The following is a 14,679-nucleotide window of genomic DNA, read 5'->3' on the forward strand; positions in this document are numbered from 1 at the left end:
TATATTTTACAAAAGAAATAGGCAGACTTGTGACACTGGAACGGGAAATAAGACCGGACGGAAAGGATGAAAATCATACACAAATGGCAAAAACCAAAGGCTGATGGCAGAAATTAAAGGAGTTTGAATTCCAAAGAAAGAAAACTGCCGGCCGGTTACCGGTTACGACAGCCGATGCTACGGTCAAGCCTGTCATGAAGCAGCAATATTCATGAACGGCAGGAGAAATGCAAGGCTGTACGGCAAGCCATACGGGCAGTCAGCAACGCCATAAAACGCTGACAGAATGGACGTTATAGGCTTTTAAAGCCGGATGTATGACAAATGTAAAACACACCAATCTGAGGACCGGCTGCAAAAGGACACCTTTTAGAGGACAAAAGCATACCTTTTACACGATAAAAGGATAACAAACGGAACGCAAAAGCATACCTTTTGAAAAAGGAAAGAAAAGCTACCCTTTCTGAAACTTACGCAAACAGGAAAATGAAACGCCAAAAGGCCATGAACATAAACAAAAAAAGCGCATCATTTAACGATGCGCTCTACATAATGTAACAGGCGGTTAAGTCCGTCAACAAGCGTTGCTCTCGGGCAAGCTATGTTTATGCGGACAAACGGCCGGTCGGTTTCTCCATAAATATCTCCGCCGTTAAGCCACAGCTTTTCGCCGTCCTTCAGTTCGCTGATAATGTCAGAAGACGTGCGGCCAAGCGCCGTGCAGTCTACCCAAACGAGATAAGTGCCCTCAAGACGAAGCACCTTAAGCATAGGCATATGAGCAGCAAAGAAGTCGCAAAGGTAATCATAATTAGACTTGATATACGGCAAAAGCTCGTCGAGCCAGCCTTCGCTCTCATTATATGCAGCCTGAAGAGCCACCACGCCAAATGGACCTACATCGCACACCTCGTTGATATTTATCGCGCGGTCGATCTTCTTACGGACAGTGTCATCGGCGGCTATGATGTTGGCTATCTGCAGTCCGGCAATGTTAAACGTCTTGGTCGGGGCCGTACATGTGGCCGAATTTGCAAGAAACTCGTCAGACAGCGATGCAAAAGGCGTATACTTATAACCCGGCATCACTATGTCGCAATGTATCTCGTCGGCAATAACGAACACTCCGTGGCGCAGACATATTTCGCCCATGCGGCGCAGTTCGTCGGGCGTCCACACTCTTCCTGCCGGATTATGAGGGTTGCAAAGCAAGAAAGCCTTTACCGAAGGATCAGCCACGCGGCGCTCAAAGTCCTCAAAATCAACAGAATACGTTCCGTTGGAATAAACCAGTTTGTTCTCCTCTATTATGCATCCGTTGTTACGGATAGACGAGAAGAAGCAGTTGTAGACAGGCGTCTGAACCAGCACTTTGTCGCCCGGCACGGTAACGGCCTTGATGACAGCCGACACTGCCGGCACCACTCCCGTAGTGTAAATTATCCATTCGGGACGGAAAGTCCAGCCATGGCGGCGGGCAAACCAGCCAACTACGGCCGCATAATAAGATTGAGGCACGTGCTCATAACCGAACACACCATGCGCGGCACGGCGCTGCAGCGCCTCGATTATGGCAGGAGCCGTGCGGAAATCCATATCCGCCACCCACATCGGCAGCATGCCGTCGACATCTGTCTCGTCCCATTTAACACAGTCGCTCCCCCTTCGGTCGACTATCTCGTCAAAATTAAATTTAGCCATAACATATAATATAATAAGGTGTAAACTATGCAGGGGCTCCATTGTCAGACGCCCGGAACGGGCCACTGACACCCCTTGCGGCATGGCACCGACTCCGCCTGCATGGCAGCACAAACAGCCGGTGCCCCAAGAAAGACATGCCATAAACGGCAAAGCCTTTTGTAAGCATTGTTCAATGCCGCCACAAAATTACAAAAGAAAAACCAAACCGCATATACCTTTTTTACGGCATAATAAGGCAAAATCAACGAAAAGTATACAAAAATATATAAAAACCAATAAATCATAAAAAGTTTTTATTACATTTGCACAATTCAAACGAAAGGAACTGATTATAAAAAACAATAATAAAAATTTTTAAAAAGAAACAGAAATGGCAAACGTAAAACCTGCAGAAGGTAAACTGGGTATTTTAGTGGTCGGTTGTGGAGCCGTTTCCACAACATTCATGACCGGTGTTTTGATGGCCCGCAAAGGACTTGCAAAGCCTGTAGGCTCAATGACACAGTATGACAAAATACGCGTCGGAAAAGGCGAAAACAAGAAATATCTCGCATACGGAGACATCGTTCCGCTTACTAACCTCAACGACATCGTATTCGGTACATGGGACGTTTATCCCCAAAACGCATATCAGGCAGCAATGTATGCCGAGGTGCTCAAGGAGAAAGACATCAACCCCGTGCGTGAAGAGCTTGAGCAGATAGTTCCGATGAAGGCTGCCTTCGACAAGAACTATGCCAAAAGACTCGACGGCGACAACGTGAAAGACGCTGCCACACGCTGGGAAATGGTTGAACAGCTGCGCGAGGACATACGCTCGTTCAAGGAGAAAAACGGCTGCGCAAGAATCGTTGTTATCTGGGCTGCATCTACCGAAATCTACGTACCTGTATATGAGCCGGTACACGGCACGCTCGCCGCTCTTGAAAAAGCAATGAAGGAAGACGACCGCGAGCACATCGCACCGTCTATGTGCTATGCCTACGCCGCACTCGCAGAGGGCGCTCCCTTCATAATGGGTGCTCCTAACACAACTGTGGACATACCTGCAATGTGGGAAATGGCCGAGAAGACCAAGATGCCTATCGCCGGCAAGGACTTCAAGACAGGACAGACACTGGTCAAGAGCGGATTTGCTCCTATCATCGGTACACGCTGCCTCGGAATGAGCGGTTGGTTCTCAACCAACATCCTCGGCAACCGCGACGGTCTTGTGCTCGACGAGCCCGAGAACTTCCGTACAAAGGAGGTGAGCAAGCTGTCTACACTCGAAACAATACTCAAAGCCGACAAACAGCCTGACCTGTATGGCGACATCTACCACAAGGTGCGCATCAACTACTATCCTCCACGCAACGACAACAAGGAAGGATGGGACAACATCGACATCTTCGGATGGATGGGCTACCCGATGCAGATAAAGATAAACTTCCTCTGCCGCGACTCTATCCTTGCAGCTCCGCTGCTGCTCGACCTCTGTCTGCTCAGCGACCTGGCAGCAAGAGCCGGACGCTACGGCATACAGCGCTTCCTCAGCTTCTACCTGAAGAGCCCTATGCACGACTATACAAAGGGCGAAGAGGCCGTAAACGACCTGTTCAAGCAGTACACAATGCTGAAGAATGCAATCCGCGAGATGGGAGGCTACGAGGCTGATGAAGAAATCGACTAACAGAAAGCGAACATCACGTATAATCTTACAATCGCTGCCGGCAGTGCCGGTGGCGATTGTAGTTGTTATATACGTCATGTCATTAATGCCGCGCTCAACAAAAAAGATGGAACGCGGGGCTGCGCTGATTGAGCACAAGTCTTACTACGAACTCACGGTTTCGGGCAAGCCCGTGGCATGGTTCGACGCGCTGACAGACAGCTGCATGTCTGACAACATCATGCTTTCGGCCGACTCGTCGGTAACCAAGCGTAGCATAATCAACGGCTGCTGGGTGAACAAGTATGCCTTCATGCCGTCGTGCCACGGCATGATTCTGACAACCGACCCTGACAGCATGGCCTACAAGACAATGGCAACTGCAAACAAGAACATCGGAAACGTGATAAAGAACACGGCCGAAAGACTTGAAAGTGCTATAAAATCGCTAAGCAAAAAGGACGAGGAACTGAGATACTATCTGAGCGTCCACAACGTAAACGACGACGGATACAACACGATGGCCTATCTTGACGGACGGCTGAAACAGCAGAAAGAACAGGCCGAAAAAGCCCTGGAAATCATCAGGAAAGCCCAAACGGCCAAGAATGCAGCCATAAGACTGGTGAGCAAATACACCCTGCTGCATAAAGACACGGCAGGACACACCGTAAGAATAGCCTGCAACACGATAACTCCTGCAAGCGAAAAGCCATTCAGAATAATACAGACATCAGACAAGCAAACGCCCGACAATGTATCGCCGACGTATCTTCATCAGTGGTTTACGCCTGCGACAGATGCAGAAAGAGGCATCATCGTGGCATCATATCCGGGCTGCATGCTCAACCGCTATGACGTCAATGGGGCAAAGGCGATCACATTCAGCGGCAAGGCAACGGGCAAAAGCCGCCACGACATTCCGCCGATGCTGGCTCCAGACGGGGCTGCCATATATACGTCAGACGGCCGCATGATGGGCATAAGCTATAACGGAAGAATAACAGGCACGGGAAACTTCGGCCTAGCACTTAAAAACTTGCTGCCATGAAGAAACTTATTTATATAGCTGCAACCGCAGCAATGCTGCTCATGTCGGCATGCTCGGTAAAGACTCCCGAGGGCACGGGCGTCGTGAAGAACGGCGACTACTGCTACCGCGGAGAACTTTCGGGCGGCAAATACAACGGCTATGGCGTGCTGACATTTAAGGACAGCATAGTCTACAGCGGACAATGGAAAGACGGAAAGCGCGACGGACTGGGCCAGACCACAGACTCGCTGGGACGCACAGTGACGAGTATGTGGAGAGCCGACTCGCTTGTCAGAGGCATCAGAAACGACTCGGCAGGCACCTACATCGGCGAGTTTAACGGTAAACTGGTGGAAGAAGGCCACGGCATATACTTCGGCAAGGACGGCAGCTTCTACAACGGCAACTGGAAAGACGGCCTCTACAGCGGCTTCGGATGCTCCATGAGCGCTGCCGGAAAAGCCCGTACAGGCGAATGGAAGGCAGGAAAATTCCGCGGCGAGCGCCTGACCTACACGGCCGAAAGGATTTACGGCATTGACATATCACGCTACCAGCACGGCAAGGGACGCAAGAAATATCCCATTCACTGGAACAAAGTGCGCATAACACACCTTGGGAAAATAAGCCGCAAGAAAGTGAGCGGAACCGTAGACTACCCCGTGTCGTTCGTATACATAAAGTCGACCGAAGGCACAAGTGTGCGCAATCCATACTATCTGTCCGACTATCAGCAGGCTCGGAAGTACGGCATACACTGCGGCGCCTACCACTTCTTCTCGCACACTTCGCAGGCATCGAAGCAGGCATACTTCTTCCTGAAGCACTCGCGCTTCAGCAAAGGCGACTTCCCGCCGGTGCTCGACGTAGAGCCAACGCCGTCGCAGGTAAAGGCAATGGGCGGTCCGGCAGCCATGTTCAGCCGCATACGCACGTGGCTAAACATCGTAAGACAGCGCACGGGAGTGAAGCCCATACTGTATGTCAGCCAGCAGTTTGTGAACCAATATCTGCCCGAAGCGCCCGACCTTATGCGCGACTACATGGTGTGGATAGCGCGCTACGGCGAATATAAGCCCGAAGTGAGACTAGTGTTCTGGCAGCTGTGCCCCGACGGAAGGGTTAGCGGAATAACCGGTGAAGTGGACATCAACGTGTTCAACGGATACCGCGACCAGTTTAACCAGTTTCTTATTAACGAAAGAATAAAGTAAACTTGTGAAGCGGCGGCATGGAGATTCCTGCAGAAGACGCCGAAAAACAAACGCCAGACCGGCTCCGAGAGCATGATATGTCATGGCCATAAGATGCCTCAACGACATAAACAGCTCCCGGAGCCGGTCATAAAGAAATCAGAATCTCTGGTCGAGAGTAAGACTAATCAGACTGTAACAAAAGCATAATAAGCATGCCACGCCGGCATGCCTGCCGCAAGACAGCGGCCAAAGAAACATATTCGCCCGCAGCCATTGGCCACGGGCGTTTTTTTATTTATATCTTATTATTATCGTAACCTTTGCGTGTCCGTAACTGCCGGCATGCGCACCGAAGCTGTAAGGCGAGTCGCATTTAAGCATATAGACACGGTTCTGACGCGGACGGCTTGTGGTAAGAATCATCGTGAGGCCCTTGCTGTCGCGCTTTTCCGTGAAGTCGCCGTTGGGCGATTCAGCCTTGAACGCATCAATGAGGGCCTTTACACCCTTGTCATAAAGCTCGAGCACCTTAACCACCTTCTGCACCCTGCGTGTGCGCGGATCGCGCTCCACTGCCGACGTAAACCTGCTCTGTCCTATCGCCGAATAGCGTTCCACCTGCCTGTCGATGCTGTTCTGAGCCATGGCGGCAAGCAGCGTGCCTAAGGTAAAAAACAATATTAGAATCAGTCTGCGTATCATGGTTACATTATTTTTAATCGTTCAACATCTCGCTTATGCGCCTGCGCTCTGACGGGTCGTCAATGCTGTTGAGCACCTCCTGCTCCGCATTATCCGCAACGTTTGCCGAACTGATGCGGCGCTCTATGCGTCCGGCATCGTCGAGAGCCTTCTCTATGTCGTCCTTTATCTCGCTGAGGTCGTCTATGCGGTGGCCGTTCTCTATGACATAACTGCCGCCGTAAAGCCTTGCCAGATGCCTGTCTTCACGATAGCCGGCATAAGCCACCACGGCAGACACCACTATAAGCACCACGGCCGCCGCGGCTGCCACACGCATAAGCACGCGGCGCAACTTCAGACGGCGGGGCTCTCCGGCCTGCATAGAGGCAAAGCCGGCAAACACTTCGCGATAGCCTTGAAGACGGGCGGGCACGCTGCGGCGGGCAAAAAACTCGTACAGCCGCTGCTCCTCCCTGAGCGTCGTCTCTCCGTCGAAGAATTTTCCGATAAGCCTTTCTATCTCTTTTATCTTACGTTCGTTCATATCCGTAGTTATGTATAAAGTCGTTACATATTATGCAAATACTGCTCTTTCACGGCCATTCGGGCCCTGCTCAGTGCCTTGCGCACCGCAGCTTCGGTTCCGCCCGTAAGCCTTGCTATGTCGGCCATCGACATGCCGTCGATATGGCGCAGGCGCAATATAATCTGCTGCGCAGGCGGCAGCGTGCCCACTATGGCCATCATGCGCTCTATCCGCTCGATGTCGGCCGAGGCATTACTGAGGTCGGGCACGTCGGTAGTGTCTATGCTCAGCGTGTAATGATGACGTCGCAGATAGTCGATGCAGAGGTTATGCACCAGCACACGGGCCAGCGGAGCCATGGGGCTGCGCAGCTCGGCACACATAGCCCAAAGCTTCAGCATGGCGTCCTGCACGAGGTCTTCGGCACAGTCGGTGCCACCGAGCCATCGCGCGGCCATTGCCGTAAGTGCTGGTCTGAGGCTTAGAGCCTCCTTTTCGAATTCGTCTGCTGTCATCTAAACACTATTTTTGCTCAAACATTGCATCTGCCGGCATCGCCGGACATGCAGTCGCCATGTCAGTCGAAGTTGTTAAGCCGGCTCGTGTCTATCCTAGAAATGCCGCTGCCGCCTATATCTATCTTGTCGGCCGTGCCCGAAAGCGCTATGTTTCCGTTGCCGTTTACGCTGGCGGTTACGCTAAGGCAGTCGACATCCATATTAACTTTTGCCGCGCCGTTGCATTTTATGCTCATCACGTCGCCCTTGAACTTTCCGTTAATTTTCCCTGAACCATCAATATAGAAATCAACATTTTTGGCATTAATGCCAATTTCGCACTTGTCAGCGCCATAGCATCTCCAATACAGATTGCGCGCCTCGATGTCGCCACTGATACTGTTAGAGCCGTTGTTGCTTACGCTCATATCGCCTGAAACCTTCATCTGTGCGCTGCTGTTGTAGGCTCCGCTGTTGCTCAAGTCGAACGAGCCGGCGTCTATAACTCCGTTGTTTGTCAGCGCGCCGCTGTTTGACATGCGGCACGAGCCGGTTTTAAGCTGGTTAACATACAGCCTGAGTGCGCCGCTGTTGCTTACGGTCAGACTGCCGGTCTTCAGAGTTTTTGCCCTGAATGAGAACGAGCCGCTGCATGCTATGCGGTCGATGCGCGGAGCCGTGATATAAAGTTTGCAGTTGAGCGAGCCGATGTCTTTCCAGTTGTTTTTCTTCGAGAAGCCAACAACAAGTATTCCGTCAGACACCTTGAAGCTCAGATTATTAAAGTCGCAGCTGCGCCCTTCGAACTCCACCTTATATTCAGAGCCTTGCGTATAGTACACCTGGGCAGCGCTCACAACGTTTATCCCGTGGAAGTTTTTCAGCGACAGGGTCTTTCTTACGGTCTTTGAATCATGGTTTGAGAACAGGCCTGACCACACGGTGCCGGCATCTTCGTATGATACATTCTTGTTGGAACATCCGCCGGAAATGAACGGCATTACGGCCAATATTGCCGAAAACAGATATAACTTAAACTTCATCATAATCTTATTTTTAATGTTTCTTCTGTTATCAGTACGCAGAACATTGCCATTTGTGACACGAAAAACTAACTTTTTTTCATGCCGGCATGAATTAATTTGCATCCGTCCGTGGCACTCCATGCTATCGGGCGTGCAACGGATTGACTGTCAACGCGTTGCAAAAGACCGTCTTTCAGCCTGCAAAAGGGCACCTTTTAGACGGCAAAAGGCCACCTTTCGGAATCCAAAAGGTGGCCTTTCGTAAAACTTGATGCCATATGCCCGGCGTAAAAGCCGTGCCGCAGGCAGCTGATACCGGCAAGCGGCAGCATGCCTGTGGGCGCTTTAGCGTGTTTATTGAGATGTTTCTTTATGTCGTAGCTAGCCTGTCGCCGGTTAAAAACCAAAGGTCTTGACAACCTGGCCGCCGTAAGTGGCAATGCTGACCTGCACCTCGTCGCCTGCCGACAGCTCTATGGGGATATACTCCACGGGGATGCTCATGTAGAGCTTGGCCGAATAATATTCGGGCACTGATGCCTGGTCGTGATACAGCGTGAGGCGCACAAGGCGCGTGCCGTCGGTGCGCGTGTCAATGCCGTCGCATGCCATGCCAACCGTCTGCTGGCCGTACTCGCCGTCAACGGTGCCGGTCTTCACGCTCAGGTCGAGGTTGATGTATTTGCCGTTATGGCTTTTCCATGCACTCTCGAACACCACGGGGTCGGTCTTCATGCCTCCCTTTATGTCGGCGGTTGCCGTAACCGCAGGCGTAAGCACCTGCGTCGCGCCCACCGGCTCGGCCACATACTGCCCATTGCCGTCCTTCACCTTATTATAATATATAAGCGAACGGTAAGCCGTGTCGGGCTTTTCTGCCCAGTCGAGCTTCACGCTCCGCGTAAGCCAGAGCCTCTCGTCGCGGTCGGTTACGATGCTCACCACCTTTGCCGACGCGTCGGTCTCGGCCTCAACAAAGTCGGCCACCATATACGACAGGCTGCCGTCGCCCGTATCATAGCTGTCGCTGCTGCACGCCATGAGCAGTGCAACGAGCGGCATCAGCATAAAAAAACGTCTTATTCTCACTCTGAAGCCTTTATAAAGTTCCTGGCCGGATTGGCATACATCGTGAGCATCCGCTCGCGCAGATATGCCTCGTCCTTGTTCTCAATATTTATTTTGGCCATCTGTCCGTCAAGATATTTCTCAAAGGCAGCCTTGTCCTCGTCTGTATATTTGTCGGCATGAGCCGTGCCGCCGTCGAGCGTGTCGAGCGCCACATAGTTGAGCGGATAGAGCCTGTAGTTGCGGTGAATCTCGTGGTCGATGTGTGCCGCAATGACGTCAAACACCTCCGTCTTGGGCATTTCGGGGTCGAGCGTGTCGAGCCATTCGTCGATGCACGGCGCACAATGGTAATGCACACGGCCCTTGTTGCCTGTTATTCCGGTCTGCATGCTCACCACATCGTCCTGTGCCGACTTCTTCCAGCCGGCAATGTCGCGCTTAAGCTGAAACTCCTGAGCCTTCAGGAAGTCGCATGGGTCGAGCTCATACGATATTGCCATCGGCACAATGTGCAGCCTCTTCAGCTTCTCCACCACGCTGCCCTTGCCTCCGCCCATGGCCATCATCTTCAGAATGGCCGGCTGCGTGCGGTCGTCAGAGTCCTTGGCGCGGCCTTCGCGCTGTGCAATCCAGATATTGTCGTGCTTCTGCTCCATCACGAAGTACATATAGTCAGACATCACCTTGCTTGCGGCAAGCGTCTCGCGGGGCGACAGTCCGCGCTTCACGATGAACGACTTTACCACCCTTACCAGGTCTTTCACCCACGGCAGCGACAGCAGGTTGTCGCCTATGGCTATCTCGCAGGTGGTCTTGAATCCGTTGTCGATAAGTCCCTTGCCGAGGAAGGCAGGGTCGATCACTATGTCGCGGTGGTTGCTCACAAAAGTGTAACGCCTGTCGACGCTTATGCACGAAATGTCCATCGAGAAGCCCTTCGTGAACGAATCGACAAGCTTCTGCAAGAAAGCATAGCAAAAATTCAACTGAAACTCAAAATTAGTCTTGCACGAGTACATCTTCTTCTCGATCATCTCAAACGGCACTCCGGGCAAAACAAACTCAATAACCTTCCTGAACTGCGGATTGGCCAGCAGCCTTTCATAAGCCTGAGGAAGCTCTTCCGGCTCAAAAGGCCGTATCTCGTCAAACTCAACCGGAACTTTCATAGTACGAAAAAATTTTATTGTTATTCTGTAAAACGGTTAAAAGAGCCTTCAATCCCAGCTCTCTTAACCGTATATTTAAAAAGTTTCAGAATTTTATCTGAACTGGTTTTCCACGATGTCTGTCAGCACATCCGTCATGTTAAGGCCGGCAGCCTTAACCTGCTGCGGAATAAAGCTGGTGGCTGTCATGCCCGGAGTGGTGTTGATCTCTATCATGTTCACCTTGTCAACCTCCTGTCCGTCGCTGCCCTTTCCGCGGCTGATGATGTAGTCGATGCGGATTATTCCGTTGCAGTGGAGTATGTCATAAATCTGGCTTGTAATCTCGTTTACGCGCTTTGTGGTCTCCTCACTGAGGCGTGCCGGCGTAATCTCCTGCACCTGTCCGTTGTACTTGGCGTCGTAATCGAAGAACTCGCGCTGCGTAACCACCTCTGTTGCAGGCAGCACCACGGTCTTGTCGTGAGTCTTGTAGCAGCCTATCGATATCTCTGTTCCTTCCATGTAACGTTCCACCATCACATCCTCGCTCTCGAGCATGGCCTTGCGTATGGCCGGAGCAAGCTGGTCTTTGTTCTTCACCTTCGACACTCCGAAGCTGCTGCCGTCGGCCGCAGGCTTAACGAAGCAAGGCATGCCGATGCGCTCCTCTATCTCGTCGTCGCTTACAATCTCCTCATATCCCTTGCGTATCAGCAGGCTGTCGGCCACTCTTACGCCATAGCCGCGCAGATACTGGTTAAGCACAAACTTGTTGAAAGTGAGCGCCTCAACAAGCACGCTGCTTGTTGAATAAGGCACATGCACAAGCTCAAAATATCCCTGCATGATGCCGTTCTCGCCCGGTGTGCCGTGTATGGTGATATAAGCATAGTCAAACTGCACCAGTTTACCATTCTCCATGAATGAGAAATCGTTGCGGTCAATGCGGGCTGTTGTGCCGTCTGGAAGGTTGACATGCCAGTCAAGGCTTCTCACAACAACAATATACACATTGTAACGCTCCTTGTCAAAAAAAGAGTAAAGGCCCTGTGCAGAGCGCAATGAAACCTCATACTCTGAGGAATCTCCACCGCACACGATGGCAATAGTTCTCTTTAAATTCTTCATACAATATTTTTATTTAAATTCATTTCCGTTTATATAAGTCCTCCAACGCCCTATCAGCTGTTCCATGTCGGCAGGAAGCTGCGAGGTGAAGTCGAGCTGCTTGCCGGTCTTTGGATGCACGAAGCCGAGCGTGCGGGCATGAAGCGCCTGGCGCGGACATATCTTCAGGCAGTTCTCTATAAACTGCTTGTAGCTGCCGCTGCGGTTTCCGCGCAGTATGACTGTGCCTCCGTAGCGCTCGTCGCCGAAGAGCGGATGGCCGATATGCCGCATATGGGCACGTATCTGATGGGTGCGGCCGGTCTCGAGGATACACTCAACCAGCGTGACATAGCCGAAGCGCTCTATCACGCGGTAGTGGGTTACGGCATGCTTGCCTATACCCGAGTCGGGCGAGAACACCGCCATGCGGAGCCTGTCCTTAGGATCGCGGCCGATGTTGCCCTCAATGCGCCCTTCATCTTCGGTGAAATTACCCCACACCATGGCGTTATAGCTGCGGTGTGTAGTCTTGTTGAAGAACTGTGCGCCGAGCTTTGTCTTTGCGTCCGGCGTCTTGGCAATGACCAAAAGGCCGCTTGTGTCCTTGTCTATACGGTGAACGAGGCCCACTTCAGGGTCGTTGGGGTTATACGAAGGCAGGTCGCGCAGATGCCATGCTATGGCATTGACCAGCGTGCCGTGATAGTTTCCGCAGCCCGGATGGACAACAAGTCCGGCAGGCTTGTTTATCACTATCAGCTCCGAATCTTCATAGACCACATCCAGCGGAATGTCCTCGGGCTCTATTGTGTTGTCATACTGAGGGCGGTCGAGCATCAGGGTTATGACGTCGAGCGGGCGAACCTTATAGTTGCTCTTCACCGGAACGTCGTTGACATGCACGAATCCGGCGTCAGCCGCACGCTGAATGCGGTTGCGGCTTGTGTGCTGCAGCTTCTCGAACATGTACTTGTCGATGCGTAGGGGCATCTGTCCCTTGTCCACGACTATGCGCAGATGCTCATACAGCTGTTGCTGCTCGTCGTCCTCAAGTTCCTCTATATAATTGTCTGTCATATAAATATCTCGTTTTACAGAAGGCCTGCGGCATCATAACCCGCACGGCCATGGCAGCCATCATCATTCCGGACCGGTGACCACCTCAAACTCGTCGACATCGCCTCCCTGCGTCTGCACGCCCTGAACCGACGGGTCTGCCATGTCGTGATGCATGGTAGAGTCGGCACTGCCGTCATAATAGAAATCTGGATCAGCGTATATTATCGAGTCGTTCATGTCGCGCATGCCGTCTCCCACCTGAAGCACGAGCACGTCGTTTACCGACACTTTCTGTCCGTTGCGCAGGCTCTTGCCCTTCGACTTCAGCCCGTACACCCAGTCTTTCTCGCCCGGGATAAACTCCGTCGGGCCGACCTTGAAGCCCATTGCCATCAGCTTGGCGCGCGCCTCGCGGTAAGAACAGTTGTCGATGATGTCGGGTACGGTCAGCATCGGCGAGCTCGAAGAGTTGATGACGACATAAACCACACGGCCAGACTTAACTTCCCTTCCTGCCTCGGGCGACTGTTCAAGGATACAGTCGGGCGGAAGCGTCTTGACGTATCCGGTGTCGCTGACAACAATCTGCAGGCCTCTGTCGTTGAGGATATGCTCGGCATCGGCAAAGAGCTTATGCCTCACGTCCGGTATCTTTATCTTCTCGCCATGATGGGTGTATATGTCGATGCCCATCTTCACGCCCCAGCACAGCAGGACAACAACCAGGAACATTGCAAGGAAGTTGGCCCAAAGCCTTAAACTAAAGATTTTTCCGAAGAAATCTTTTGTCTTCATCTATGTCGTAGGTTTTTCTGCAAAGGTATAAAAAAAAGAGAAAGAAGCAAAGATATTACTTTACTTCTTTCTCATTTCCCGTTTAATTTCTTTGGAACATTTGGTTATTTACCGTGGTTCTCGTCAGAAACTGTAAGCTTTTTACGCCCTTTTGCACGACGTGCTGCAAGCACGCGACGGCCGTTCTTTGTAGCCATTCTCTCACGGAAACCGTGCTTGTTCACTCTCTTTCTGTTGTGCGGCTGAAATGTTCTTTTCATCTTATTTAATTATTTATTGTTTATTTTATTCCTCGCTTTGGGCTGCAAAAGTACACATTTCTTTTTAAATAACCAAGAATTAAGCGTTTTTTAGGTCAAACTTTTATGTTTTTTTCTAAAAAAATCGTAACTTTGCGCCCTGAAAGCCAAACATTTACAACATAATGATGCTTTGGCACGGGGCAAAAGCCCGCAGCAAGAGACGAGGCGCCCGCCCGTCAGCAGTCAGGAATCAACAATAAATTCATATATTACGAACAATGATTAACTCACAGGAAATTAAAAAAGGAACATGCATCCGCATGGACAATCAGGTATGGATTTGCATCGACTTCCAGCACGTTAAGCCAGGTAAGGGTAACACCGTTATGCGTACAAAACTGAAGAACGTGACCGACGGCCGCGTTCTGGAGCGCACATTCCAGGTTGGCTTCAAGCTCGAAGACGTAAGAATAGAGCACCGTCCGTATCAGTATCTTTATGAGGATACAACAGGTCTTATCTTCATGAACCAGGAAACTTTCGAGCAGATTCCTATCGCCAAGGACGCTATCATCGGCGTTGACTTCATGAAGGAGAGCGACATCGTTGAGGTTGTAACCGACACTACAGACGGAACTATCCTCTATGCCGAAATGCCTGTAAAGACAAACTTGCGCGTAACACACAGCGAACCGGGCATCAAGGGCGACACAGCTACCAATGCCACAAAGCCGGCTACACTCGAAACCGGTGTTGAGGTGAGAGTGCCGCTGTTCATCAACGAAGGCGACCTCATCCAGGTTGACACACGCGACGGAAGCTATCTGAACCGTGTAAAGGAATAAGCATGCTCAACCTGACGTTGAGAACATAAACAAACAAGGAGCCAGGGCTTCGGCACGGCGACCGCTGACACATCGCGATGCGGTTTCCTT

15 protein-coding genes are annotated in these 14,679 nt (G+C 51.4%); 4 read left to right on the forward strand and 11 right to left on the reverse strand.

From position 1 onward, the window contains the following. Positions 1–528: 528 nt before the first annotated feature. Complete coding sequence (locus tag QVO66_RS07335) at positions 529–1,701, reverse strand: MalY/PatB family protein (RefSeq protein ID WP_288172723.1); 1,173 nt, start codon at positions 1,699–1,701, stop codon at positions 529–531. Between the two features lie 373 nt (positions 1,702–2,074). Here QVO66_RS07335 and QVO66_RS07340 point away from each other — a divergent pair, with 373 nt between their 5' ends. The 3 genes from QVO66_RS07340 (at position 2,075) to QVO66_RS07350 (ending at position 5,602) form a co-directional block, all read left to right on the forward strand. Next, entirely contained in the window at positions 2,075–3,376 is a 1,302-nt protein-coding gene (locus tag QVO66_RS07340) for an inositol-3-phosphate synthase (protein ID WP_021854806.1), read from the forward strand. 106 nt (positions 3,377–3,482) lie between these two features. Further along, positions 3,483–4,406, forward strand: a complete 924-nt coding sequence (locus QVO66_RS07345; protein ID WP_021854807.1) for a hypothetical protein — start codon at positions 3,483–3,485, stop codon at positions 4,404–4,406. Next, on the forward strand, positions 4,403–5,602 hold the full coding sequence (locus tag QVO66_RS07350; protein ID WP_021854808.1) for a GH25 family lysozyme: 1,200 nt from the start codon (positions 4,403–4,405) through the stop codon (positions 5,600–5,602). The genes QVO66_RS07345 and QVO66_RS07350 overlap by 4 nt, the downstream gene beginning before the upstream one ends. A gap of 273 nt (positions 5,603–5,875) precedes the next feature. Here QVO66_RS07350 and QVO66_RS07355 read toward each other — a convergent pair whose 3' ends face one another. The 10 genes from QVO66_RS07355 to rpmH form a co-directional block, all read right to left on the reverse strand. Continuing rightward, a complete protein-coding gene (locus QVO66_RS07355; protein ID WP_021854809.1) occupies positions 5,876–6,286 on the reverse strand; it encodes a DUF5024 domain-containing protein in 411 nt (136 codons plus the stop codon). A 13-nt stretch (positions 6,287–6,299) separates the two neighbouring features. Further along, positions 6,300–6,812, reverse strand: coding sequence for a hypothetical protein (locus QVO66_RS07360; RefSeq protein ID WP_021854810.1), 513 nt, complete (start codon positions 6,810–6,812; stop codon positions 6,300–6,302). Positions 6,813–6,835: 23 nt separating this feature from the next. Beyond that, complete coding sequence (locus tag QVO66_RS07365) at positions 6,836–7,309, reverse strand: RNA polymerase sigma factor (protein WP_021854811.1); 474 nt, start codon at positions 7,307–7,309, stop codon at positions 6,836–6,838. 62 nt (positions 7,310–7,371) lie between these two features. Further along, entirely contained in the window at positions 7,372–8,337 is a 966-nt protein-coding gene (locus QVO66_RS07370; RefSeq protein ID WP_288172724.1) for a GIN domain-containing protein, read from the reverse strand. A 375-nt stretch (positions 8,338–8,712) separates the two neighbouring features. Beyond that, positions 8,713–9,405, reverse strand: coding sequence for a NigD1/NigD2 family lipoprotein (locus QVO66_RS07375; protein ID WP_287603593.1), 693 nt, complete (start codon positions 9,403–9,405; stop codon positions 8,713–8,715). After that, positions 9,402–10,556, reverse strand: a complete 1,155-nt coding sequence (locus tag QVO66_RS07380) for a 1-acyl-sn-glycerol-3-phosphate acyltransferase (RefSeq protein ID WP_021854815.1) — start codon at positions 10,554–10,556, stop codon at positions 9,402–9,404. The genes QVO66_RS07375 and QVO66_RS07380 overlap by 4 nt, the downstream gene beginning before the upstream one ends. A 93-nt stretch (positions 10,557–10,649) precedes the next feature. After that, positions 10,650–11,666, reverse strand: coding sequence for a D-alanine--D-alanine ligase (locus tag QVO66_RS07385; RefSeq protein WP_021854816.1), 1,017 nt, complete (start codon positions 11,664–11,666; stop codon positions 10,650–10,652). A 9-nt stretch (positions 11,667–11,675) separates the two neighbouring features. Further along, positions 11,676–12,725, reverse strand: coding sequence for an RluA family pseudouridine synthase (locus tag QVO66_RS07390; RefSeq protein ID WP_021854817.1), 1,050 nt, complete (start codon positions 12,723–12,725; stop codon positions 11,676–11,678). 63 nt (positions 12,726–12,788) lie between these two features. After that, the gene (locus QVO66_RS07395) at positions 12,789–13,502 is read right to left on the reverse strand and encodes a PASTA domain-containing protein (RefSeq protein ID WP_021854818.1); all 714 of its coding nucleotides are present in this window, start codon (positions 13,500–13,502) and stop codon (positions 12,789–12,791) included. Between the two features lie 104 nt (positions 13,503–13,606). Beyond that, the gene (rpmH, locus tag QVO66_RS07400; protein WP_021854819.1) at positions 13,607–13,762 is read right to left on the reverse strand and encodes a 50S ribosomal protein L34; all 156 of its coding nucleotides are present in this window, start codon (positions 13,760–13,762) and stop codon (positions 13,607–13,609) included. A gap of 260 nt (positions 13,763–14,022) precedes the next feature. Between rpmH and efp the strand changes: the two genes are divergently transcribed. Further along, positions 14,023–14,589, forward strand: coding sequence for an elongation factor P (efp, locus tag QVO66_RS07405; protein WP_053398423.1), 567 nt, complete (start codon positions 14,023–14,025; stop codon positions 14,587–14,589). Positions 14,590–14,679 lie beyond the last annotated feature (90 nt).

Origin of the sequence: Prevotella sp. CAG:255, from assembly GCF_000431195.1 — a bacterium.
GTDB lineage: Bacteria > Bacteroidota > Bacteroidia > Bacteroidales > Bacteroidaceae > Prevotella > Prevotella rara.

Coding starts and splice junctions, on each gene's coding strand:
- rpmH (WP_021854819.1), bottom strand. CDS start 13,762: ATGAAAAGAACATTTCAGCCGCACAACAGAAAGAGAGTGAACAAGCAC.
- QVO66_RS07355 (WP_021854809.1), bottom strand. CDS start 6,286: ATGATACGCAGACTGATTCTAATATTGTTTTTTACCTTAGGCACGCTG.
- QVO66_RS07360 (WP_021854810.1), bottom strand. CDS start 6,812: ATGAACGAACGTAAGATAAAAGAGATAGAAAGGCTTATCGGAAAATTC.
- QVO66_RS07370 (WP_288172724.1), bottom strand. CDS start 8,337: ATGATGAAGTTTAAGTTATATCTGTTTTCGGCAATATTGGCCGTAATG.
- QVO66_RS07345 (WP_021854807.1), top strand. CDS start 3,483: ATGGAACGCGGGGCTGCGCTGATTGAGCACAAGTCTTACTACGAACTC.
- QVO66_RS07395 (WP_021854818.1), bottom strand. CDS start 13,502: ATGAAGACAAAAGATTTCTTCGGAAAAATCTTTAGTTTAAGGCTTTGG.
- QVO66_RS07380 (WP_021854815.1), bottom strand. CDS start 10,556: ATGAAAGTTCCGGTTGAGTTTGACGAGATACGGCCTTTTGAGCCGGAA.
- QVO66_RS07390 (WP_021854817.1), bottom strand. CDS start 12,725: ATGACAGACAATTATATAGAGGAACTTGAGGACGACGAGCAGCAACAG.
- efp (WP_053398423.1), top strand. CDS start 14,023: ATGATTAACTCACAGGAAATTAAAAAAGGAACATGCATCCGCATGGAC.
- QVO66_RS07335 (WP_288172723.1), bottom strand. CDS start 1,701: ATGGCTAAATTTAATTTTGACGAGATAGTCGACCGAAGGGGGAGCGAC.
- QVO66_RS07365 (WP_021854811.1), bottom strand. CDS start 7,309: ATGACAGCAGACGAATTCGAAAAGGAGGCTCTAAGCCTCAGACCAGCA.
- QVO66_RS07340 (WP_021854806.1), top strand. CDS start 2,075: ATGGCAAACGTAAAACCTGCAGAAGGTAAACTGGGTATTTTAGTGGTC.
- QVO66_RS07385 (WP_021854816.1), bottom strand. CDS start 11,666: ATGAAGAATTTAAAGAGAACTATTGCCATCGTGTGCGGTGGAGATTCC.
- QVO66_RS07350 (WP_021854808.1), top strand. CDS start 4,403: ATGAAGAAACTTATTTATATAGCTGCAACCGCAGCAATGCTGCTCATG.